Origin of the sequence: Bradyrhizobium glycinis (genome assembly GCF_016031655.1) — a bacterium.
GTDB lineage: Bacteria > Pseudomonadota > Alphaproteobacteria > Rhizobiales > Xanthobacteraceae > Bradyrhizobium > Bradyrhizobium glycinis.
In genome coordinates this window covers 38,747-60,669 of the sequence record NZ_JACCHQ010000009.1, presented here as the reverse complement: position 1 = coordinate 60,669, position 21,923 = coordinate 38,747, and the positions used below count along the sequence as shown (strand labels likewise).

Sequence of the window (21,923 nt, the reverse complement as noted above, 5' to 3'; positions counted from 1 at the left end):
TTCTCGGAGTGCATTCTCGCGAGAGCCGAGCGCTTCCCTGATGACGGGCGCGGTTGATCAGACGAGGATACGAGGCGCCGCCGTAGTCTTGTCTCCCGAATTCGGCGTCCCCGTCGGCTCGATCAGGAGGATGTGCACTTCCCCATGCGCCACCGGTCGGTGCTCAACGCCCTTCGGCACGACAAAAACCTCGCCGGGGTTGAGGGTGACCGTGCGGTCCCGCAGTTCGATGTCGAGCGTCCCGCTGAGCACGAGAAAGAAGTCGTCCGTGTCCTCGTGCTTGTGCCAATGAAATGGCCCCTCGAGCTTGGCCACCATGATGTCGTTGTCGTTATAGGTCGCGACCGTGCGCGGGGAGAAGCGATCGGTGAACGTTGCAAGCTTCTCGGCGAGATTTGCGGGTGCTTTCATTGCGTTTCCTGGAGGTGAAGATTTCCAGCCCGCATATGGTGACAGGCTAACCTCCTGGAAGGGGATAGCACGACCTGGGTTTGGGAACACGAGACTGCGCCGCGGCGGAATGGAATCTACACGACCAGCTGCCTCGCCGCCGCCGCGGTCATCACCAGCCCGCCGGTGATTACGGCGGCATCGAGGATCGCCGTGTGAATCTGCACCGGCATCCGTTCGACGAAAGCCTTCGCCAGGAACGCGCCGGGCACGGCCATGCCGCCGATCAGCAGCGCCAAGGCGAGCACCTGCGCGGTGACGGCGCCGGCGAGGCCGAACACCGAGATCTTGATCAGGCCGGTGCCGAGCGAGATCATCGCATCGGTCGCGACCACGGCGGCGCCTTCGAGCCCTGCGGCCATCAACAGCGAGAGCAGGATCACGCCGGAGCCCGAGGTGCCGCCGACCAGGACGCCATAGCCGACCGAGCCGGCGGCAAGGCCGGCGTCGCCGATCTTCACTGCGCGGCGGCGGAGCACGCGGCGCAGCGGCACGCTCAGGATCAGCATGGTGCCGATCACGAGCGCCGCGCCGGCATTGGTGAGGCGGGTGTAGCCATAGGCGCCGAGGGCGGTGGTCAAGCCTGCGCAGGCCAGCACGATAGCTGCGCGGCGGCGGTCGGCATGGCGGACATAGGCAAGCGCGCGGCTCGCATTGGTCAGCATCGCGGAGATCGCGATGATCGGTACGACGGGCTCGGCGCCGACCAGCGGCACCAGCACCAGGGGCATCAGCGCGCCGGTGCCGTAGCCGGCGAGACCGCCGATGATCGAAGCAAACAACGCCATCGCGGCGACCAGCAGAAGCTGGACAAGCGAGATATCGGCGAAGCCTGAGACGATGGTCAATCTTTCTGGTCGCGCTTGACGCGGGCTACGGCTTGATCGGCGATGGCAGCGAGTGCGGCTTCCTCTAGTGGGAAATCCGCCGCGAGCCAAGCGTCCTCGGCGAGCGTCAGCACATGGCCGAGCGCAGGTCCTTCGGCGAGACCGCGGGCGATGAAGTCGGCGGCCTTCAGCGGAAATTTCGGTGCGGTCCAGCGCTGCGGCAGCTCGGCGAGCGCGCGCCAGCGCGGCGAATGCACGTCAGCGGCGGCGCGCGCCCAGCCCAGCAATACGCGGTCGTGATAGCGCTCGGGCCCGAGCCGGTACAGCAACCGCCGTGCCTTGGCTTCGTCCTTGGTGGCAAAGCGCCACCAGCGGTGCCCCATCGAATCCAGCGCCTTGGCCTCGGCATTGGAGAGCCGCAGGCGCACGGCGAGGCGCTTGGCGTCTTCGGTGACGGCGACCGAGAGCGCGGCCAGGCGCCGCGTGCTGCTGGGGCTGAGCCCGAGCTCGCGCTCGATCGCGATCATCGTGTCCAGGGGACCCGTATAGACGACGCCGCCGATCAGCGTTTGCAGTAATCCGCCCTCGGCCATGGCCCGCACGGCCGCAGCCGCACCGCCGGCGACCAGCAGCTTGAGCATCTCCATGCGCACCCGCTCGGCCGACAGGCTGGCAAGGCCCGCGCGTCCCCGAATGCAGGCAAGATAGCCCTCGCGGTCGGGCTCGCCGGCGCCGAAGGCGGCGTGGATGCGGAAGAAGCGCAGGATGCGCAGATAATCCTCGGCGATGCGCTGGTCGGGATCGCCGATGAAGCGCACGCGCCGCGCTTTGGCGTCGTTGATGCCGCCGACATAGTCGTAGACGACGCCGCGCACATCGACCGACAGGCCGTTCATGGTGAAGTCGCGCCGCTCGGCATCCTTGACCCAATCGCGGCCGAACGCGACCTTGGCCTTGCGGCCGAAGGTCTCGGTGTCCTCGCGCAGCGTCGTGACTTCATAGGGGTGGGCATCGATCACCAGCGTGACCGTGCCGTGGTCGATGCCCGTCGGCACGCTCTTGATGCCCGCAGCCTTGGCACGCCGGATCACCTCGTCCGGCAGCGCCGTGGTCGCGATGTCGATGTCACCCGGCGCAAGGCCGAGCAGTGCATTGCGCACGGCGCCCCCGACCACCCGCGCCTCCTCGCCATCGGTGCCGAGCAGCGCCAGGACGCGCGCGGTCCCGCCTGCGGTCAGCCAGGGCGCATCGGCGAGTAAAGGCTCCGCGCTCATCGGCCCGCCCCTATTTTTCCACGCCCGGCACGAGCTTGCCGTTCTCGATATGGGCGGGGACGTAGGTCGAATCCGGCGGCGCGCCGGAGAAATGCGCCAGCCCGATCAGGCCGACGATGACAAGCGCGAGCGCGACCAGCAAGAGACGTGCGACGATCGCGACCGGCCAGGACGAGCGTGCGAACAGGCCGGAGCGCGTGGCGGCCAGGAACAGCGCATAGACGGCAAAGGGGATGAGGAAGATTCCGATCTCGGTCAGAACCGCCCGGATCATGATGAATAGATCCGCTCATACAGCACACGCAGCATTCCGGCCGTCGCACCCCAAATGTAGCGTTCCGCGAACGGCATCGCGTAATAGGACCGCGGCGTGCCGCGGAATTCCTTGCTGTGCACCTGGTGGTTCACCGGATTCATCAGGAAGGATAGCGGCACCTCGAATGCATCATCAACCTCGGAATGATTGATGCTGAGCGAAAAGCCCGGCCTGACCTTCGCCACCGTCGGCAGGATGCGGAAGCCGAAGCCGGTGCCGTAGAGATCGAGATAGCCGAGCGGCTCGACGAAGTCGCGCGACAGCCCGACCTCCTCCTCGGCCTCGCGCAGCGCCGCATCCAGCGGCGAGGCATCGGTCGCGTCGATCTTGCCGCCGGGAAAGGCGATCTGGCCGGCATGGTCGTTGAGATGCGCCGAGCGCTGCGTCAGGAGGATGGTGGGCTCGGGATGATCGACCACCGCGATCAGGACCGCCGCCGGGCGCACCGGCTGCTCGCGCGCGATGATCTCGAGCATCTTGTCGGTGCCGGGATCGCCCGAGGTGGGGATGATGTTGGGATCATAGAGGCCGGGCGGCACGTCGAAGCCGAGCCGCGCCCTGGAGCGGGCGAAGAAATCCGCAGCGCCAAGCGCGACCGGCTCGTTCGTCAGGATGGGGTTGTTCAGATTCAAAGCGCCGCCCTCACCTGCTCCGCATCGGCCATGGCGAAGAACTCGCCGGCCGATTCGACACCGAACATCGGCTGGCCATCGACCATCCGCTCCTCGCCCATGTCAACCAGATCGTAATAGAGCGCGCGCGTCACCTTGGCCCAGAGGTCGGCGCGGACGTGCAAGTAGGGCGTCAGCGCGCCATCCTCGGCCTGCTCGAAACGCAGCCGGTGTGCCGCGTCGCAGGTGACCCAGTCGTCGACATTGGTGCGGAAGCGCAGCACGCGATGGCTGCCCTCGCCGTCCGTCTGCATCTCGACCGCCATGAACGGCGCATCGTCGACGCGGATGCCGACCTTCTCCACCGGAGTGACCAGGAAATGCTTGTCGCCCTCGCGCTTGAGGATGGTCGAAAACAGCCGCACCAGGGCGGGACGCCCGATTGGCGTCCCCATGTAGAACCAAGTACCATCGGAGGCGATTCGGATGTCGAGATCGCCGCAAAACGGCGGATTCCACAGATGCACCGGAGGCAGGCCCTTTTTGGCGCCTTCGGTACTGGCAGCGCTTTTGGCGGCGGCAGTCAGCCCCTCAAGACCGCGATCGGCGCTCTGCCCTTGGTTCGCCATGGTTTGCCCTGACTTTGTGATTGGCACGATTGGTGCAGGTCTACGTTGTACTTAGGTGCGCGGTTCCATCCGGAAAAGTCCGGTGTGGAGGTCGCCACTTCGTGATGCCGTACATAACCCGAAGCCGATAAGGTGGGGATAGGTTAATTCAACGAATACATGGCCTTCCTGCAAGTCTAGCATGGGGCCCATGATCTGGCGTGATGACCTGACGTGACGTGCTGACGATGCAAGCAAGCCGCGTGGCAGGCTGAAGGAGCAAGCGAATGGCGGAGAGTGTCGAGAAACTCGAGGACGGGATCGTCCGTTCGGCCGAGCAGGTGTCGAGCCAGGTTCGCGCAGCCAAGGACGCGATCGCCTCGGTCATCTTCGGCCAGGATCGCGTGATCGAGAACACGCTGGTCACCATCCTCTCCGGCGGCCATGCGCTCCTGATCGGCGTACCGGGCCTTGCCAAGACCAAGCTGGTCGAGACGCTCGGCGTCACGCTCGGTCTCGACGCCAAGCGCATCCAGTTCACGCCCGATTTGATGCCGTCGGACATTCTCGGCGCCGAAGTGCTGGACGAGAGCACCGCGGGAAAGCGCGCCTTTCGCTTCATTGCCGGTCCCGTGTTCGCGCAGCTGTTGATGGCCGACGAGATCAACCGCGCCAGCCCGCGCACGCAATCGGCGCTGTTGCAGGCGATGCAGGAGCAGCACATCACCGTCGCCGGCGCGCGTCATGATCTGCCGAAACCCTTCCACGTGCTCGCGACGCAAAACCCGCTGGAGCAGGAAGGCACCTATCCGCTGCCCGAAGCCCAGCTCGACCGCTTCCTGATGGAAATCGACGTCGACTATCCCGATCGCGATGCCGAGCGCCGCATCCTGTTCGAGACCACGGGCGCGGAGGAGACGCTGGCCAAGGGCGCGATGACGCCCGATGCGCTGATCACCGCGCAGCGCCTGATCCGGCGCCTGCCGGTCGGCGATTCCGTGGTGGAGGCGATCCTGTCGCTGGTGCGCTCGGCCCGCCCGGGTCCCGACGCCGGCGAAGCCGGCAAGTTCATCGCCTGGGGCCCCGGCCCGCGCGCCAGCCAATCGCTGATGCTGGCGGTGCGCGCGCGTGCGCTGATCGACGGGCGCCTGGCGCCCTCGATCGACGACGTGCTCGACCTTGCCGAGCCCGTGCTGAAGCACCGCATGGCGCTGACGTTCCAGGCGCGCGCCGAAGGCCGCACGATTCCGGACGTGATCCGGCAATTGAAGACACGGATCGGTTGATGGCAGCGGAGAACGGGCGGGCAGCGAAGGAGATATTGGCGATCCGACGTGCCGATGGCGAAAGCCGCACGCTCGCCGCTTCGTTGCCGCGCCTAGTGTTGGAAGCCCGCCGCATCGCCGCCAACGTCATCCACGGCTTGCATGGACGGCGCCGCGCCGGCTCGGGCGAAAATTTCTGGCAGTACCGCCGCTTCGTGTCGGGCGAACCGTCGCAGAACGTCGATTGGCGCCGCTCGGCGCGCGACGACCATCTGTATGTGCGCGAGCTGGAATGGGAAGCCGCGCACACGGTCTGGATCTGGCCGGACCGCTCGCCCTCCATGGCGTTCGCCTCGAAGACCGCGCGCGAGTCCAAGCTCGAGCGGACGCTGATCGTCGCCTTCGCACTGGCCGAGCTGCTCGTCGCCGGCGGCGAACGCGTCGGCATTCCCGGGCTGATGGCGCCGACCGCAAGCCGCAGCGTCATCGACAGGATGGCGCAGGCGATGCTGCATGACGATGCCGACCGCCTCAGCCTGCCGCCGTCCTTCGTTCCGGCCGCGCTCGCCGAGATCATCGTGCTGTCGGATTTCTGGTCGCCGATCGCCGAGATCAGGACGATGCTCGCCGGGCTCTCCAGTTCCGGCGCGCACGGCACGCTGGTGCAGGTGGTCGATCCGGCCGAGGAGTCCTTTCCCTATTCGGGCCGCGTCGAGTTCGTCGAGCCCGAAGGCTTCGGCGTGATCACCGCCGGTCGCGCCGAGAGCTGGGCGCAGGACTACACCGCGCGGCTCGCGCTGCACCGCGACCAGATCCGCGCCGAGACCAACAAGCTCGACTGGCTTTTCACGACGCACGCGACCGACCGCTCCGCCGCCGAGCTCTTGCTGTTCCTGCATGCGGGCATGCAGGTGAGCAAGTCGGGCGCGCGCACCACGACGATCAAGGCGGGGCCGGCCGCATGATGGGATTGCCGCTCGCCTTCACGCAACCGCTGCTCCTGATCGGCCTCGTCAGCCTGCCCGTGCTGTGGTGGCTCTTGCGCGTGATGCCGCCGCGGCCGCGCCGCATCGAGTTTCCGCCGACGCGGCTGTTGTTCGACATCACGCCGCGCGAAGAGACGCCCTCGCGGACGCCTTGGTGGCTGACCGCGCTCCGCCTGCTCGCCGCCGCGCTGGTGATCTTCGCCGCCGCCGGCCCGATCTGGAATCCGCAAACGGGCGTCGCCGGCAGCAAGGCGCCGCTGATGATCATGTTCGACGACGGCTGGAGCGCCGCATCGCACTGGGACGTCAGGATCAGGACCGCCGACGAGCTGATCGCCAATGCCGATAATGACGGCCGCGGCATCGCATTGGTGCCGCTGTCCGAGCCGAACCGCGACATCACCCTGATGCCGGCGGGCGCCGCGCGCGTCGCGCTGCGGCAGCTGGCGCCCAAGCCCTATTCGATCGACCGCGTCGAGACGCTCGCCGCAATCGACCGTTTCCTCAAAGTGACCGGCGACTGCGAGATCGCCTGGCTCTCGGACGGCGTCGACACCGGCCGCGGCGAGGACTTCGTGGCCGGCCTCGGCAAGACCATCGGCGATCGCAGCCTGACCGTGTTCGACGGCGGCACCGCCTCGCCGCTGGCCCTGGCCGCCGCCGAGAACGCCGCGGCGAAGATGACGGTGAAGGTGCTGCGCACCGACAGTGGGATCGCGGTCGGCACCGTGCGCGCGCTGGACCAGAAGGCCTCGCCGATCGGGGAAGCCCGCTATACGTTCGGTCCGCAGGACAAGGAAACCGAGGCGGCGTTCGAGCTGCCGGTCGAGCTGCGCAACGACATCACGCGACTGGAAATCTCCGGCGAGCGCTCCGCCGGCGCGGTGCAGCTGCTCGACAAGCGCTGGCGCCGCCGTGCCATCGGCATCGTCTCGGGCGCGACCAGCGAGACCGCGCAGCCGCTGCTGGCGCCGACCTTCTATCTCACCCGCGCGCTGGCGCCGTTCGCCGACGTCAGGCTCGCCGACAAAGGCTCGCCGCAGCAGGGAATCACGCAGTTCCTGGACCAGAAGCTGCCGATGATCATCCTCGCCGACGTCGGCACCATCGCCCCCGAGCTGCGCGAACGCCTCAATGCCTGGGTCGACCAGGGCGGCGTGCTGGTGCGGTTCGCTGGGCCCCGGCTGGCACAGGCGGAGGACGACCTCGTGCCGGTCAAGCTGCGCAAGGGTGGCCGCACGCTCGGCGGCAGCCTGACCTGGGAGAAGCCGCAGCATCTCGCCTCTTTCGCAGCCGATGGTCCGTTCACCGGCGTCGCAGTGCCGAAGGACGTCACCGTGAGCCGCCAGGTGCTGGCCGAGCCCGACGCCGTGCTCGCCACCAAGAGCTGGGCCTCGCTGGAAGACGGCACGCCGCTCGTCACCGGCGAGCATCGCGGCAAGGGCCTCGTCAGCCTGTTCCACGTCAGCGCCGACATGCGCTGGTCGGATCTGCCGATGTCGGGCACCTTCGTCGAAATGCTGCGGCGGGTGGTCGACATGTCCGGCTACACCTCGAAGCCCGGCGCTGGCGTTGCCGGCGAAGCGACCGCCGAGACGGTGGCACCGCTGCACATCCTCGACGGATTTGGCGCGTTCGGTCCGCCGCCCGCGACTGCAAAGCCGCTTCCTGCGGATTACCGCGACCGCGCCACATCAGATCATCCGCCCGGCTTCTACGGCCCGGCAGAAGGACCGCTCGCCGTGAACACGCTTGCCAGCGCCGACCGCATCGCCGCACTGAACACCGCGAGCCTGCGCGCCCGGCACGCCACCTATACTAACGCCGAGCCGCGCGATTTGCGCGGCTGGCTGCTGTCGACGGCGCTCGCGCTGTTCCTGATCGATGCCATCATCGTCGCGGTGCTCGGCGGCGGCATTGCCGCGCTGCTACGCCGCCGCGCCGCGCCCGCGATGATCGTGCTCGCCCTGCTCGCGGGATTCGCGACGCTCTCGCCGGCGCCGTCGCGCGCCGACGGCGTCACGGACGAGTTCGCGATGAAGTCGGTGTCACAGACCCGCCTCGCCTATGTCGTCACGGGCAATGCGGACGTCGATTCGATCGTCAAGGCGGGGATGAACGGGCTGACGCTGTTCCTGGCCCAGCGCACAGCGCTCGAGGCCGGCGATCCCGTCGGCGTCGATCCCGCACGCGACGAGCTCGCCTTCTTCCCGCTGATCTACTGGCCGATCGTGCCGGGCGCGCCGAAGCCGCCGCAGGAGGCCATCAACAAGATCGACGCCTACATGAAGCAGGGCGGCACCGTGCTGTTCGACACCCGCGACGCGATCGAGGCACCGCCCGGCGCCAACGGCGCGGCGCAGACCCCGGCCATGCAGACGCTGCGCGATATCCTGTCCTCGCTCGACGTGCCCGAGCTCGAGCCGGTGCCGCGCGAGCACGTACTGACCAAGACCTTCTACCTGCTGCGCGACTTCCCCGGCCGCTTCACCGCCGGCCAGACCTGGGTCGAGACCTTGCCGCGCGAAGACGACGATGAGAGCGCGCAGCGGCCGGCCCGCGGCGGCGACGGCGTCTCGCCGATCATCATCACCTCGAACGACCTCGCCGGTGCCTGGGCGGTGCGGCCCGACGGACAGGCCATGCTGCCGGTGACCGGCGGCGACCCCCGCCAGCGCGAATTCGCCTACCGCGCCGGCGCCAACATCGTGATGTACACGCTGACCGGCAATTACAAGGCCGACCAGGTGCACGCTCCGGCGCTGATCGAACGGCTGGGGCAATAGGATCGACATGAATTACGGCATCGCGTTCACACCGCTTGTTCCCGCGATCGTGCTGTGGCTCGCGCTCGCCGCGATCGTCGTCATCGCGCTTGTGCTGCTGCTGGCGCGTGCGCGCGGCGCCGCGGTGCGCGTGGCCGCGCTGGCGCTGTTCCTGCTGGCGCTGGCCAATCCCTCCTTCACACGCGAGGACCGCGATCCCCTCACCTCGGTGGCCGCAATCGTCGTCGACAAGAGCCCCAGCCAGAATTTCGGCAGCCGCAATCGCGAAGCTGCGCAAGCGCAGGAGGCGCTGGTCGACAGCCTGAAGAAGATTAAGGGCCTCGAGGTCCGCCTCGTCGAGGCCGGCCAGGCCGACGGCGAGACCGACGGCACGAAATTGTTCGGGGCGCTGGCCTCGGCCTTGGCGGACGTCCCGGTCGACCGCGTCGCCGGCGCGTTCCTGATCACCGACGGCCGCGTCCACGACATTCCCGCGAACACCGCCGCGCTCGGCTTCCAGGCGCCGGTGCACGCGCTGATCACCGGCCAGAAGGACGAGCGCGACCGCCGCATCGCAATCACCGCCGCGCCGCGCTTCGGCATCGTCGGACAGCCCCAGACCATCTCCTACCGCCTCGACGACCAAGGCGTCTCCGGCGAGCGCGCCAGGATCACGGTGCGCCGCGACGGCGAGGTCATCAACGAGCGCACGCTCTCCAGCGGCCAGGCCGCGAGCGTCGACGTCGACATCAAGCATGCCGGGCCGAACATCGTCGAGATCGAGGCCTCGCCGCTGGAGAAGGAACTGACGCCGGTCAACAACCGCGCCGTGGTGGCGATCGACGGGGTGCGCGACAGACTGCGCGTGCTCCTGGTCTCTGGCGAGCCGCATTCCGGCGAGCGCACCTGGCGCAACCTCCTGAAGTCCGACGCCAGCGTCGACCTCGTGCATTTCACCATTCTGCGCCCGCCGGAGAAGCAGGACGGCACGCCGATCAACGAATTGTCGCTGATCGCGTTTCCGACCCGCGAATTGTTCCAGCAGAGGATCAACGACTTCCAGCTGATTATCTTCGATCGCTATGCCCGCCAGGGCGTGCTGCCGATCCCCTATTTCGAGAACATGGCGCGTTACGTGCGCGCAGGCGGCGCCGTGCTGGTCTCGGCCGGGCCCGACTATGCCTCGAACAGCAGCATCTGGCGCACGCCGCTCGATTCGGTGCTGCCGGCCGAACCCGTCGGCGTCACCGAGAAGCCGTTCTATGCGCATCTGTCCGATATCGGCAAACGTCATCCCGTCACGCGCGGGCTGGAAGGCTCCGCCAGCGAGCCGCCGCGCTGGAGCCGGTTTTTCCGCACCGTCGATACCCGCAATGCGGTCAACCCGCCCGTGATGACCGGCGTCGACGGCAAGCCGCTGCTGTTCCTGTCGCGCTTCGGCGAGGGCCGTGTTGCGCTCCTGCTGTCCGACCACATCTGGCTGTGGGCGCGCGGCTATGAGGGCGGCGGTCCGCATCTCGACCTGCTTCGTCGGATGTCGCACTGGCTGATGAAGCAGCCCGATCTCGACGAAGAGGCGCTGCGCCTCCAGGTGCAGGGCAAGGACCTCGTCGTGGTGCGTCAGACCATGGCGGACAGCGTCCAGCCTGTCAGCGTGACCTCGCCGTCTGGTGTATCGCAGGATCTGACGCTGAGCGCCGGCGATCCCGGCGAGTGGCGCGCCAGCCTGCCGGCGAACGAGCTCGGCCTGTGGCAGGCCACCGACGGCACGCTGAAGGCGCTGATCAATGTCGGCCCGACCAATCCGAAGGAATTTTCGGAAGTGACCTCCACGGTCGATACGTTGAAGCCGCTGACACAGGCGACCGGCGGCGATGCCGTGCGCGTGGCCACGGGCTCGAGCGTCGAGCTGCCGCGCATCCTGCCGGTGCGCTCGGTCGGCATGTTCCACGGCGACGGCTGGATGGGCGTGCGGATGCGCGACGCCAGCGTGGTCAAGGGCGTCGGCGTGCTGCCGATCTTCTCCGGCCTGATCGGTCTTCTGCTGCTGCTCGGCGCATTCGCGGCGACTTGGGTGCGCGAGGGGCGGTGAACGCTGCTGACGGAAGCTCTCTGAATCCGCCCGCCGTCGGATGACAATCTCATGAACATTAGTGGTGCGCGCGGTCGAGATGATCGACTGCGCGGCCCAAACTTCGTGCGCTTCGCTGCCGGTCACCCCAGCTTGCGGAATTCGGGGAATTCTCTAAAATTTCAGGCCGGTGTCATACGGACCGAATGTTGAGCTCTACGGGCAAGTGCCGTTGCCACTCAGCATCTGCGCAGCCCCTGTCGGCTAGTTTTTAAAAATGGGAATTGAGATGTTGACCGCAGAGGAGATCGTTCGCGTCAGGTCTTCCTTCGACAGGGTATTCGCGAACGCGACGGACATGACGACGACGTTCTACGATCGGATGTTTGAACTTGCGCCGGAAATCCGACCGATGTTTCCGGCCGACATGACCGACCTCAAGCATGATTTCATCTCGAAGCTCGCGGTGTTGGTTGGCAGCCTCGATGAGACGACTGGCCTATTGCCGGGTGCCGACATCCTCGGCCGCAATCACCTGCGTTATGGCGTGAGACCTGAGCACTACCCGGTCGTCGGCGAAGCTCTGATCTGGAGCTTTGCGCGCGGTCTTGGCGCGCATTGGACCGATGACGTGGAGCAGGCCTGGCGCAAGGTTTACGGCATCATTGCTCAGCGTATGATCGCTGTTGACAGCAGTTCGTCGTCGTCACCGATCACAAGCCCTCTACGGCGCACGTAACTGTCGCTAGTTGCATGGACGACACACCGTGTGACTGGCCCGCCTGCGCAGATCGGCGGCTGTTGACATCTGCCATCCGGTCGGGCGATGTTATATTATAACGTCGCGCGAACGACGGCTGATCTCTCGCGATGTTGGGGCGCGTTTTTCAATGAAGTGGTTCCGGTCGAATATCAGGCACGGTGCCCGGCTCGCGTTGTTCGCGATGCTGGTGCAGCTCGCGCTGACATTCGGCCACAGCCATTGGTTCGCGCAGGCCGCACCCCTTGCTCAATCCTCATCCCAGCAGACGGACGGCACCAAGGGCATTGCTGCGATCGACCGCGCCGCGGTGCAGAAGCAATCGCCCGGAAGCCCTGACCGCGAGCATTCGGGCGAAGACAATTGCGCCATCTGCGCCATCATTGCGATGGCGGGCACAATCGTGTCGGCGACGCCGCCCGTGCTGCTGCTGCCGCAGGCAATCGAGCTACTCCGGCGCAGCCTCGACGCCGAGTTCGCTCATCTTACATCGGCAGGCACGGCGTTCCAGCCGCGCGCCCCTCCTGCGTCCTGATCTCCAACGCTTGATCACGCCCGGCCTCGCCACACATCGGCAAGTGCCTGGGAGAAGTTGAAGTCGAATTTCGTCGCATTGCGACGGCAGGCCGCCGATCAGCAGAGCTTCATCCGGACGGCGCCTGAGTGGAACCAGGACCATGTCATTTCAATTGCGACGCGCGCAGCGCCTTGGCGGAGCAAGCCTGCTCCTGCTCGGCGCCGCCGCTACATCCGCGTTCGCCCAGGACTCGGCACAACAGCCGTCACAGGACAAATCGTCGACCGAGCTTCCCGCCGTCACCGTGACCGCGCCGAGTCCAATTGTGCGTCGAGCGGTGGTGCCGTCGCGCAACGCCGGCCGCGGCACGCGGACCGCGCGGGTGCGCAGCCGCGAGCAGACGGCGGAAGCGGCGCCGGCAGCTCCCGTGCCCGCCGCGCCCCAACAGGGCATGCTGCCTGTTGTCACCGATCAGTTCGCCACCGTCACCGTGGTGCCGAACGAGGAGATTCGGCGCAACGGCGGCGGCACGCTCGGCGATCTCCTGTTCTCGAAGCCCGGCATCACCGGCTCTGAATACGCACCCGGCGCATCCAGCCGGCCGATCATCAGGGGTCTCGACGTCAACCGCGTCGGCATTGTCGAGAACGGAACGGGCAGCAACGGCGCATCCGATCTCGGCGAGGATCACTTCGTGCCGATCGATCCGCTGGCAACCAGCCAGGTCGAGGTCATCCGCGGACCGGCGACGCTGCGCTACGGCTCCACCGCGATCGGCGGCGTGGTCAGCGCAACCAACAATCGAATTCCGGATGCCTTGCCGTCCTGCACGGCGCCGTTTCCGACCTACGGACTCCCGACCAAGGCGCCGCTGGCAAACGTGGGATCGCCGGGCTGCATCACCGCGGAAACACGGACGGCCGTAACGTCGGTCGATCGCGGGGCCGAAGGTGCCGTGCTGCTCGACGCCGGCGGCGGTAACTTTGCCTTCCACGCCGATGCCTTTGGCCGCAAGGCCGGCGACTACAACATCCCGAGCTATCCGTACTTGACCGACCCGACGCTGCCGTTCAACGGACGCCAGGCGAATTCGGCATCGCAGGCCTACGGCGGATCTGTCGGCGGCTCCTACATCTTCGACGGCGGCTACGTGGGCGCGGCGATCACGCAGCACAACGCGCTCTACCACATTCCCGGTATCGAGGGCAGCGAGTTCCTGACGCGGATCGACGGACGGCAAACAAAGTTCACGACAAAGGGCGAATATCGGCCGGACGCTGCGGCGATCGATGCGATCCGGTTCTGGGCTAGCGCCACCGACTATAAGCACGATGAGGTCGGGCTCGCCGACTCTGCCGACCTCGCCTCCCTCGGCGTGAGACAAACCTTCACCAACAAGGAACAGGAAGGCCGCGTCGAGGTGCAGCTTGCACCATTCGACGTCCGCTTTGCTGCGCTGACCACCGCTGTGGGCGTTCAGGCGTCGCACCAGAAGCTGACCGCGCCGAGTCCGGATGATCCAGGCAGCCCGATCAACGGACTGTTCGATCCGAACAAGAACACGAAGGTCGCCGGGTACGTCTTCAACGAGTTCAAGTTCAGCGAAGCGACCAAGGCCCAGATCGCCGGGCGCGTCGAGAGCGCAAGGTTGAGCGGCACGCCGCCAGCCTTCGTCCCCGATGTGTTCGACCTCGCGGTCGACCCGGCCGCGATCGGCCCCGCAACGGCGGTCAACCGCAACTTCACGCCGGTGAGCGGGAGCATCGGCCTGATCCACAACCTTCCTTGGGATCTGGTCGCGAGCATCACCGGCCAATATGTCGAGCGTGCGCCGAAACCGGCGGAGTTGTTTTCGCGCGGCGGCCACGATGCCACCACCACTTTCGACATCGGCAATCCCAATCTTGGCATCGAGACCGCCAAGTCGGTCGAAGCGGGACTGCGACGGGCAGTCGGGCCGCTTCGCTTCGAACTCACCGGCTACTACACCAAGTTCAACGGCTTCATCTACCGGCGCCTGACCGGCAACACGTGTGAGGACGGCGTTTGCCAGCTTGGCCCGGGCCTCGAACTCAATCAGGCGGTCTATTCGCAGCGCGACGCGACATTCCGTGGCGGCGAATTCCAGTTCCAGTACGACGTGATGCCGGTCTGGAACGGAATCTGGGGCATCGAGGGTCAATACGACATCGTGCGCGCGACCTTCGACGACGGCACCAACGTGCCACGCATTCCGCCCCAGCGCGTGGGCGGTGGCGTGTACTATCGCGACGCCGAGTGGTTTGCCCGGATCAACCTGCTGCACGCGTTCGCGCAAAACGACGTCGCACCGATCGCGGAGACGCCGACGCCTGGCTACAACCTGCTCAGGGCCGAGGTCAGCTACAAGACCAAGCTCGATCGAAGCTGGTTCGGCGCGCGCGAGATGCATGTTGGGCTCCTCGGCAACAACCTGCTGAACGAGAACATCCGCAACGCCGTCTCCTTCAACAAGGACCAGGTGCTGTTGCCCGGCATCGGCGTGCGGGCGTTCGCGAACTTCAAGTTCTGAGCGAGATTGGTCGACATCGAACAAGAGGTGTGCCGCGCTTTGCGGGGCTTCGGGTCTGATTGAATCTGACCCGAAGCTTGCCGCTGCACATTTTGCGGATCATTCGCCAATTCGCAACCAGATGCCTGTTGCGCATTCCCTTATGATGGCTATCGGCCGGTGGCTTTCCTGCAATCAATGCAATGCCAACGGCCAGACTGATGATCGTTGCCAAAGGTTCAGCTGGAGAAGGACGCATCTCGCTGTGGCAGCCAACAATTGCAGAGAGCATGATGTCATTTGCCAAACCTGCAACGAAACTATGACCGCCTCGATAGCTAACGCATTAGTTGCAATTTCATATAATGCATTCGGCGAACATACCTGGTTTTTGCGGTCAGACGCACAATTTCCGTGCACCGAAGTTCTGATCGACATGCGCGTGATTGATTGCCCGAGTTCCCAGATTTCTCACCCGGTCGGGTGACGCAGCGTTGCCTCGCAATCGTTAGCATCACGACAACGAGCCGAATTTTGGCTCGACGTCGTGAATTGTTTCACACGCTTTATGCGGCAGCGCGAGTAGGCTCACTTTTGGATTGATACCGCGATTGCCGCCAAAGTCTTGCTATCGGAGGTATTCATGCAGCCTGTCGATCGAAAGGCAGCTTCGGCCTTCTCCGTCGTCAGATCAGTTCAGGCCATTCCAGCGATCTGCCTGGTCATTTTCACAATCGCACTTCTCATTACGTCGGGAACAACCAAAGCAGCGTTCTGGACCGTTCTGATTTCGGCACTCGTTTCGAGCATCGCAGGCTTCGCTTTCTCGCCGATCGCCGGCGCCTTTCTCTTCCATACCTTGAGCGAACCGCTCATGATCGTCCAGATTCTCTTGGTCGCTTCGATCGCTCAGCAGATCTACTGTGTCTGGCGCTTGCGGGAATCGATCGAGATGCGCCGATGCGCGCCTTACCTCTTCGGAAGCATCTTGACCTTGCCCATCGGGCTTCATCTTCTCTTCAACAGTTCGGTGTCGACGTTGCTGCCGATGCTGGGCGTGCTGCTGATTACCTACGGCGCCTTCACGGCCCTCAAGCCGAAGCTGCAGTCCGGGACCAATCCTTTGTGGGGCCGCATCACCGTGGGAGCGCTGGGAGGCGTTACCGGAGGTCTCGCGGCATTTCCCGCCGCATTCGTTTCCATATGGTGCCATATCCAAGGATTCGACAAGCACCGCGCCCGCTCGATCGTACAGCCGTTCATACTGGTCAATCAGCTCGTGTCGCTGTCGCTGCTGACGGCCTTGAAGCCGTCACAGTCGATGTCTCTCGGACTTCTGGCCTATGCAGCGCCCGCAGTGCTCGGCGCCTATGGCGGACTGATCATCTTCGATCGCCTCGACACGTCCACGTTCAACCGCATCGTGGGGGTGCTGCTGATGTTTGCCGGAATTGGTTTCGTCAGCCCCCTCTGAGCGCTCGGAGCATCCCATGCAGAAAGTCCCGCACGACTTCAACCAATCCGAACGCCGCCTGGTGCGCAAGTGGCGGCTCGCGGTGGTCGGCTTCTACGGTTCGCTACTGGCCATCATGCTCGCGCTCGCAGTGGCGACCAGCCACGATCTGCAAATTGCAAGCACGGGGATGCATTCTTCATCCCTGAAGAAATAGCGGGCAGCTTCCTTGACTGCACCAGTGGAACGCATCCTCGATTTGATCTACGACGCCGCAGGGCGGCAGGATCTCTGGCCGGCGGCTCTCGCCGGTATCGCCGATCTCACGGGAAGCGAAGGCGGGGTACTGTTTGGGCAATCGGTCGCCGCTCAGCAGGTCTACTTCGACTTCAACGGCCGCTTGAGCCAGGAATGCAATCAGGTCTATCAGGATCGCCACATGCAGAACCTCTGGTCGATGGCGATGGAGGACAAACCGGTCGGACGAGTCGTCGTGTCGGACGACGTGGTGCCACTGCGCGAACTCGAAAGATCGGGCTTTTACGACGAGGTGCTCAGGCCGCAAGGCATCGGCCACAACGCAATGATTGCACTCGCTGCGCGAGATGACTTCCGCGTAGCCTTCAATATCTGCCGCAGCAGAAATCGCGGAGAGTTCGAGGCCAGCGATCAGAAAACCATCGAAATGTTGGCCCCCCATCTGCGGAGATCCGTGACATTGGGATTTCGCCTGACCGGATATCACGCCCTGCGGAATGCCGCGTTCGACGTGATCGATCAATTGGCGGACGGCGTCGTCGTCATGGGCCCCAGAGCACATGTCCTCTTTGCGAACCAGACGTCTTGCTCTCTCGAAGCCGAAGGAACGCTCAGGCTCAAGCCTTCGATGGCCACTTGGTCGTCACCACATTCAAGACGCCTCGGAGACCTCGTCCGGTCGGCATTGGCCGGCGGAGCCGGTGGAACGATGAGCCTGCCGGCGGTCGATGGGACGCGGCTTCTGACCATCATCATCGTCGGGCTGCGCAGCCAAGAAGTTGCCATGCTCGGCGGGGCCTTCATCCGTAACGCTGCCTGCGCCGCTTTCGTGATCGACCCACCACGAAGAGCAAGGGCGAGTTCGCATCAGCTGATGAATGCTTATGGCTTGACCAAGGCGGAAGCGCGCGTGGCAGTTGCGGCATCGTCTGGCGGTACGACGTCGGAAGCGGCCACTATGCTGGGGCTGTCGGCAAATACGGTCAAGACTCATCTCAGGCGGGTCTTTGCCAAGACCGATACGAGAGGTCAGGCTGAACTTGCTGCTCTCCTTGCAACGATTGGTGTGGTCAAGTCTCCAGGCGAAGCCTCTTAGCCTCGAAGGCGAAGTCAGCGATCTCTAACGTGGGGCAATCGGCTCGGACTGCGCCCCCCTCCGCCTCCGCTCTCGGACTGCGGCGGACGCTCCGCCAGAACTGCGGACCGTCGCTCCTAGCCCCGCGCCTTGCTCCAGTCGGGGCCGACCGCGCCCGACACGCCCTCGAAGGCGCCGTCGACCAGCTCGAACATCAGGATGCGCGCGGCATCGACCGGGCCGGGCATGGTGACGCGGCCCTTGGCGACCTGCTTGAAGCCGATGCGGCCGTAATAGGGCTCGTCGCCGACCAGCAGCACCAGACGGTGACCCTGCGCCCTGGCGTCCTTCAGCGCGCGCTCCATCAAAAGACGGCCGATGCCGCGGTCGCGGAACGGCGGTTCGACGGTGAGCGGCCCGAGCAGCAGCGCCGGCGTGTCGCCGATCAGGATCGGCAATTGCCTGACGGAGCCGACCAGGAGCGTGCCGATGCGGGCCGTGAAGGACAATTCGAGCAGATGGTCGACGTGCTCGCGGATCCGGTAGGCGCTCAGCACGAAGCGGCCGGGGCCGAAGGTGCGTTCGTGCAGCCGCTCGATGGCCTGGGCGTCGCCGGCGGCTTCGGGAAGGATGGTCAGTGAGAGATCGTTCATGTCAAGTCGCGGAGTAGCACTTGCGCCTGCGAAGGTCCATGGGCGGTGTCCGTGCCGGGCCACGCCTCTCGCCAGCGGGTGAGCTGCGGGCCTGGCTCAACCTGCGTCCCGTTTCGACGCCGGCTGGGACAGATAGGCCAGCATCTTCATCTCCCGCCGCCCTCGCGTCACCGTATCGAGCACGAGCCCTGATGACACCGACAGCAGGGCCATGATCATTAGGCCCATCGACAGCACCGCGGTGGGCAGGCGCGGCACGAGGCCGGTTTCGATGAAGGTGATCACGATCGGAATCGCGAAGATGATCGACGCCAGCGCCAGCAGGATTCCGATCACCGTGAAGAAGCGCAACGGCCGCTCGGCGCGATAGAGCTTCAGCATGGTGCCGAAGATGCGAAAGCCGTCGCGCCAGGTGTTGAGCTTCGAGAATGAGCCTTCGGGGCGCGCGTAATAGGGCGTCTCGACCTCGGCGACCGGCAGCGACAATTCCAGCGCGTAGACCGCGAGCTCGGTCTCGATCTCGAAACCGTCGGAGAGGACGGGAAAGGACTTGACGAAGCGGCGCGAGAACACCCGGTAGCCGGACAGGATGTCCTTGAAGGCGTGGCCGAAGGTGTCGGACAGGAAGCCGGTCAGCATGCGGTTGCCGGTGCGATGGCCGAGCCGGTAGGCGGCCTGGACCTGATCGACGCGAAGGCCGACCACCATGTCGAGATGCTCGTCGAGCAGCTTGTCGATCATGATTGGTGCGCTCGGCGCATCGTAGGTGGCGTCGCCATCGACCAGCACATAGACGTCGGCCTCGACGTCCGCGAACATGCGGCGCACGACGTGACCCTTGCCCTGCCGGCGCTCGCTGCGCACGATGGCGCCGGCTTCGCGCGCGACCGCGGCGGTCCGGTCGCGCGAATTGTTGTCGTAGACGTAGATCTCCGCCGAGGGCAGCGCCTTGCGGAAATCGGCGACCACGGTCGCGACCGCAGCCTCCTCGTTGTAGCAGGGCACCAGCACCGCGATACGAAGTTGCATTGTGGTCATCAGGGCAGCACTCCGGGCTTATCGACTCGCGCCCGAGCGGCGTGGCCTGCCGTGCGCATCGAGCGGGTTACTAAAGCGCGATGAGACTAGAACGAATCATCATCGCGCTTTAGGTTTTTGTTTGAGCATGATCTTCTCGGAAAACCGCTGCACACTTTTCCGGATCATGCTCTAACACAAGCCGCCCTCAGCGCCACGTCGCAATTACGGGTTTGCCATCGAGCACTTCGGCGATCCGCAGCCGCGTGCCGGGCGTGGTACCCTCGGGCAACGCGGCATTGTCGAAGAACCCGCATTCGACGATCTCGCGGTTGGGCTCGGGGACGCGGTCCTGCCTGAATTGCCTGACCACGTAGACCGCGACGTGATCGCGGCGGGAGACGTGGCTGTTGAGGAAGACGCCGTGCAGGATCGCCTCGCCGGTCAGATCGATGTCGCCCTCCTCCTTGAGCTCGCGCCGCAACGCCTGTTCCATGGTCTCGCCGAAATCGACGCCGCCGCCAGGCAAATACCAGCCGCTGACGTAGCTGTGCCTGACCAGGAACACGCGATTGTCGGCATCCAGCACCACGGCGCGGACGCCGAGCGTCATGCCGCGGACGAGCAGGAAATAGACGTGGAAGAACCGCCGCAGCAGCGGCTCGGCTTTCCGTCGGGCTCGGTTCAGACGTTCTCCCATCAGCCTTTCTTGACGCTCCCCGGTTCAGGCCCTGCTTGCGCGGCGCGCGCGACCTTGCCATTACAGCGGAGCAATAGCGAGGCATTCGCGCGCCATGACTCCCTTCACGCTGGCCCCCTTCACGCTCGCCCACCTGTCCGATCCGCATCTGGCGCCTTTGCCGAAGCCGCGGCTGATCGAGCTCACGGGCAAGCGCGCGCTCGGCTATGTCAACTGGACGCGCAACCGCCACAAATACCAGCGCCGCGAGGTTCTCGACACGCTCGTCGCCGACATGAAGGCGCAGGCGCCGGACCACATCGCAGTGACGGGCGATCTCGTCAACCTGGCGCTGGAGGCGGAGTTCGCGCCGGCGCTGGCCTGGCTCGAAAGCGTCGGCCCGCCCGACCGCGTGACCGCGATTCCCGGCAATCACGACGCCTATGTCAGCGCGACGCGTCATCGCTTCGGCGAGACGTTCCTGCACTACATCGCCGCGGACACACCCGGCGGTGCAGCCTTCCCCGCGGTGCGCCGGCGCGGGCCGCTGGCGCTGATCAGCCTGTCCACGGCGGTGCCGACCCTGCCGCTGATGGCGACCGGCACGCTCGGGCGCGATCAGCTCGCTGCGCTTGCGCAGGTGCTCGAGCAGCTCGCGGCGGAAGACGTCTTCCGCGTGCTGCTGGTGCATCATCCGTTGAAATCCAGCGCGCGCCAGAAGCGGATGACGGACGCGCCAGAACTGCTGGCGCTCCTGAAGCGCCACGGCGTCGAGCTGGTCCTGCACGGGCACGATCACGTTCATTCGACGATCTGGGTGGAAGGCCCCAACGGCAGGATTCCCGTGCTCGGCGTGCCGTCGGCCTCCGCGCTCGCGCACGGACGCTATCCGGCGGCGGCGTACAATCTTTTCAGAATTGAGAAGGACAATGCCGGCTGGCGCTGTGAGCAGACGGTGCGAAGTCTCGGGGCCGGATTTCAGATCGGGCAGATCAAGCATGTGCGGTTGATTTAGTTGGATGTCATTCCGGGGCATGCGAAGCATGAACCCGGAATCCATCGGGCTGCAGCGCGTGCTGATGAATGGATCCCGGGTTCGCGCTGCGCGCGCCCCGGGATGACGGCCTCACCAGCTTCGCAACGCCGCAACCAACGCTACCCCGAACAACGCGGCAGCGCCGAGCACGAAGCCGAACACGAACGGCCACAGGCGCGAGCGGCGCGGCAGCGCGGTGGCCGGGGCCTGCGGTTCGGGCGCGACCACCATCGCACGCTCGCGCTCGACCATGCGGCGCGCGACATAGTCGGTGACGGCATCGACGATCACGGCGGTGTCGTGCGATTCGGCGAGCACGATACGGCCGAAGCGGGTGTCCTGCACGAAGCGGTACATCCGCTTGTCGCGGCCCATCACGATGTGAGCCACGACGTCGATCCACAGCCGCGGCGTATCGCCCTGGCTGATGCCGCGGTCGAACAGATCGATCTGATCGGGCACCTGCGCGAACAGGGGATCGAGCGCATCGTTGAGGATCTCCAGCCGCGCCACCTCGGCGTCGCGCAAATCGACGACGACGCCGGTGCGGTCGGCCGCCTCGATCCGCGCGCGCAGCAGCGCATCGCGCAGCCGCACCGGGCGCGGCTGGCCGGGATGGGTCCCGCTGGTTTCGGGCTCTGACATTGTCGGCCTCGTCCTCGACTTATCCCCATTAACCTATCAGCAACCAAACCCTCCGCAAAGGCCCACAATTCCAGAGACTTACGGCACCCACAGCCCTTTCACCTGTGCCAAAAACAGACGATCCCAC

Annotated in this window: 21 protein-coding genes; 11 read left to right on the top strand and 10 right to left on the bottom strand. The window is 65.6% G+C overall.

The window, feature by feature from the left end:
- Positions 1-57: 57 nt before the first annotated feature.
- From HZZ16_RS15640 to HZZ16_RS15615, 6 genes are all read right to left on the bottom strand, one after another.
- Complete coding sequence (locus HZZ16_RS15640; RefSeq protein ID WP_197949338.1) at positions 58-411, bottom strand: cupin domain-containing protein; 354 nt, start codon at positions 409-411, stop codon at positions 58-60.
- Positions 412-527: 116 nt separating this feature from the next.
- Positions 528-1,298, bottom strand: coding sequence for a sulfite exporter TauE/SafE family protein (locus HZZ16_RS15635; RefSeq protein ID WP_197949337.1), 771 nt, complete (start codon positions 1,296-1,298; stop codon positions 528-530).
- Entirely contained in the window at positions 1,295-2,551 is a 1,257-nt protein-coding gene (locus HZZ16_RS15630) for a CCA tRNA nucleotidyltransferase (RefSeq protein WP_197949336.1), read from the bottom strand. Before HZZ16_RS15630 ends, HZZ16_RS15635 begins: the two co-directional genes overlap by 4 nt.
- A 10-nt stretch (positions 2,552-2,561) precedes the next feature.
- Complete coding sequence (locus HZZ16_RS15625; RefSeq protein ID WP_197949335.1) at positions 2,562-2,825, bottom strand: DUF6111 family protein; 264 nt, start codon at positions 2,823-2,825, stop codon at positions 2,562-2,564.
- A complete protein-coding gene (locus tag HZZ16_RS15620; RefSeq protein WP_197949475.1) occupies positions 2,822-3,493 on the bottom strand; it encodes a CoA pyrophosphatase in 672 nt (223 codons plus the stop codon). The genes HZZ16_RS15625 and HZZ16_RS15620 overlap by 4 nt, the downstream gene beginning before the upstream one ends.
- A 2-nt stretch (positions 3,494-3,495) precedes the next feature.
- Positions 3,496-4,107, bottom strand: coding sequence for a DUF1285 domain-containing protein (locus HZZ16_RS15615; RefSeq protein ID WP_197949334.1), 612 nt, complete (start codon positions 4,105-4,107; stop codon positions 3,496-3,498).
- Positions 4,108-4,373: 266 nt separating this feature from the next.
- On the opposite strand from HZZ16_RS15615, the gene HZZ16_RS15610 reads away from it, so the two are divergent.
- From HZZ16_RS15610 to HZZ16_RS38145, 10 genes are all read left to right on the top strand, one after another.
- Positions 4,374-5,372: an AAA family ATPase gene (locus HZZ16_RS15610; RefSeq protein ID WP_197949333.1), complete on the top strand. Its 999-nt coding sequence runs from the start codon at positions 4,374-4,376 to the stop codon at positions 5,370-5,372.
- Positions 5,372-6,316 carry a DUF58 domain-containing protein gene (locus HZZ16_RS15605; RefSeq protein ID WP_197949332.1) on the top strand — a complete coding sequence of 315 codons (945 nt, stop codon included), beginning with the start codon at positions 5,372-5,374 and terminating at the stop codon, positions 6,314-6,316. Before HZZ16_RS15610 ends, HZZ16_RS15605 begins: the two co-directional genes overlap by 1 nt.
- Positions 6,313-9,123: a DUF4159 domain-containing protein gene (locus tag HZZ16_RS15600; protein ID WP_197949331.1), complete on the top strand. Its 2,811-nt coding sequence runs from the start codon at positions 6,313-6,315 to the stop codon at positions 9,121-9,123. Before HZZ16_RS15605 ends, HZZ16_RS15600 begins: the two co-directional genes overlap by 4 nt.
- Positions 9,124-9,130: 7 nt before the next feature.
- Positions 9,131-11,194, top strand: coding sequence for a hypothetical protein (locus HZZ16_RS15595; protein ID WP_197949330.1), 2,064 nt, complete (start codon positions 9,131-9,133; stop codon positions 11,192-11,194).
- A gap of 268 nt (positions 11,195-11,462) precedes the next feature.
- Entirely contained in the window at positions 11,463-11,912 is a 450-nt protein-coding gene (locus HZZ16_RS15590; protein ID WP_197949329.1) for a globin family protein, read from the top strand.
- A 151-nt stretch (positions 11,913-12,063) separates the two neighbouring features.
- Positions 12,064-12,468, top strand: coding sequence for a DUF2946 domain-containing protein (locus tag HZZ16_RS15585; protein ID WP_197949328.1), 405 nt, complete (start codon positions 12,064-12,066; stop codon positions 12,466-12,468).
- A gap of 142 nt (positions 12,469-12,610) precedes the next feature.
- Complete coding sequence (locus tag HZZ16_RS15580; RefSeq protein WP_197949327.1) at positions 12,611-15,001, top strand: TonB-dependent receptor; 2,391 nt, start codon at positions 12,611-12,613, stop codon at positions 14,999-15,001.
- A gap of 622 nt (positions 15,002-15,623) precedes the next feature.
- Entirely contained in the window at positions 15,624-16,454 is an 831-nt protein-coding gene (locus tag HZZ16_RS15575) for a sulfite exporter TauE/SafE family protein (protein ID WP_197949326.1), read from the top strand.
- A gap of 16 nt (positions 16,455-16,470) precedes the next feature.
- Positions 16,471-16,650: a hypothetical protein gene (locus HZZ16_RS15570; RefSeq protein ID WP_197949325.1), complete on the top strand. Its 180-nt coding sequence runs from the start codon at positions 16,471-16,473 to the stop codon at positions 16,648-16,650.
- Positions 16,651-16,674: 24 nt separating this feature from the next.
- Entirely contained in the window at positions 16,675-17,787 is a 1,113-nt protein-coding gene (locus HZZ16_RS38145; protein ID WP_197949324.1) for a helix-turn-helix transcriptional regulator, read from the top strand.
- Between the two features lie 116 nt (positions 17,788-17,903).
- On the opposite strand, the gene HZZ16_RS15560 is transcribed toward HZZ16_RS38145, so the two are convergent.
- From HZZ16_RS15560 to HZZ16_RS15550, 3 genes are all read right to left on the bottom strand, one after another.
- On the bottom strand, positions 17,904-18,419 hold the full coding sequence (locus HZZ16_RS15560) for a GNAT family N-acetyltransferase (protein WP_197949323.1): 516 nt from the start codon (positions 18,417-18,419) through the stop codon (positions 17,904-17,906).
- Between the two features lie 96 nt (positions 18,420-18,515).
- On the bottom strand, positions 18,516-19,457 hold the full coding sequence (locus HZZ16_RS15555; protein WP_197949322.1) for a glycosyltransferase family 2 protein: 942 nt from the start codon (positions 19,455-19,457) through the stop codon (positions 18,516-18,518).
- Positions 19,458-19,644: 187 nt separating this feature from the next.
- Complete coding sequence (locus HZZ16_RS15550) at positions 19,645-20,136, bottom strand: NUDIX domain-containing protein (protein WP_197949321.1); 492 nt, start codon at positions 20,134-20,136, stop codon at positions 19,645-19,647.
- A 109-nt stretch (positions 20,137-20,245) separates the two neighbouring features.
- On the opposite strand from HZZ16_RS15550, the gene HZZ16_RS15545 reads away from it, so the two are divergent.
- Entirely contained in the window at positions 20,246-21,130 is an 885-nt protein-coding gene (locus HZZ16_RS15545; RefSeq protein ID WP_197949473.1) for a metallophosphoesterase family protein, read from the top strand.
- 111 nt (positions 21,131-21,241) lie between these two features.
- Here HZZ16_RS15545 and HZZ16_RS15540 read toward each other — a convergent pair whose 3' ends face one another.
- Positions 21,242-21,796 (bottom strand): hypothetical protein, encoded by a 555-nt coding sequence (locus HZZ16_RS15540; protein ID WP_197949320.1) that lies wholly within the window; start codon positions 21,794-21,796, stop codon positions 21,242-21,244.
- Positions 21,797-21,923 lie beyond the last annotated feature (127 nt).

Excerpts from the sequence above, each read along its gene's own strand:
- HZZ16_RS15615 (WP_197949334.1), bottom strand. The coding sequence starts at position 4,107 with ATGGCGAACCAAGGGCAGAGCGCCGATCGCGGTCTTGAGGGGCTGACT.
- HZZ16_RS15570 (WP_197949325.1), top strand. The coding sequence starts at position 16,471 with ATGCAGAAAGTCCCGCACGACTTCAACCAATCCGAACGCCGCCTGGTG.
- HZZ16_RS15575 (WP_197949326.1), top strand. The coding sequence starts at position 15,624 with ATGCAGCCTGTCGATCGAAAGGCAGCTTCGGCCTTCTCCGTCGTCAGA.
- HZZ16_RS15580 (WP_197949327.1), top strand. The coding sequence starts at position 12,611 with ATGTCATTTCAATTGCGACGCGCGCAGCGCCTTGGCGGAGCAAGCCTG.
- HZZ16_RS15630 (WP_197949336.1), bottom strand. The coding sequence starts at position 2,551 with ATGAGCGCGGAGCCTTTACTCGCCGATGCGCCCTGGCTGACCGCAGGC.
- HZZ16_RS15605 (WP_197949332.1), top strand. The coding sequence starts at position 5,372 with ATGGCAGCGGAGAACGGGCGGGCAGCGAAGGAGATATTGGCGATCCGA.
- HZZ16_RS15595 (WP_197949330.1), top strand. The coding sequence starts at position 9,131 with ATGAATTACGGCATCGCGTTCACACCGCTTGTTCCCGCGATCGTGCTG.
- HZZ16_RS15590 (WP_197949329.1), top strand. The coding sequence starts at position 11,463 with ATGTTGACCGCAGAGGAGATCGTTCGCGTCAGGTCTTCCTTCGACAGG.
- HZZ16_RS15585 (WP_197949328.1), top strand. The coding sequence starts at position 12,064 with ATGAAGTGGTTCCGGTCGAATATCAGGCACGGTGCCCGGCTCGCGTTG.
- HZZ16_RS15610 (WP_197949333.1), top strand. The coding sequence starts at position 4,374 with ATGGCGGAGAGTGTCGAGAAACTCGAGGACGGGATCGTCCGTTCGGCC.
- HZZ16_RS15640 (WP_197949338.1), bottom strand. The coding sequence starts at position 411 with ATGAAAGCACCCGCAAATCTCGCCGAGAAGCTTGCAACGTTCACCGAT.
- HZZ16_RS15560 (WP_197949323.1), bottom strand. The coding sequence starts at position 18,419 with ATGAACGATCTCTCACTGACCATCCTTCCCGAAGCCGCCGGCGACGCC.
- HZZ16_RS15625 (WP_197949335.1), bottom strand. The coding sequence starts at position 2,825 with ATGATCCGGGCGGTTCTGACCGAGATCGGAATCTTCCTCATCCCCTTT.
- HZZ16_RS15550 (WP_197949321.1), bottom strand. The coding sequence starts at position 20,136 with ATGGGAGAACGTCTGAACCGAGCCCGACGGAAAGCCGAGCCGCTGCTG.
- HZZ16_RS15555 (WP_197949322.1), bottom strand. The coding sequence starts at position 19,457 with ATGACCACAATGCAACTTCGTATCGCGGTGCTGGTGCCCTGCTACAAC.
- HZZ16_RS15540 (WP_197949320.1), bottom strand. The coding sequence starts at position 21,796 with ATGTCAGAGCCCGAAACCAGCGGGACCCATCCCGGCCAGCCGCGCCCG.
- HZZ16_RS15600 (WP_197949331.1), top strand. The coding sequence starts at position 6,313 with ATGATGGGATTGCCGCTCGCCTTCACGCAACCGCTGCTCCTGATCGGC.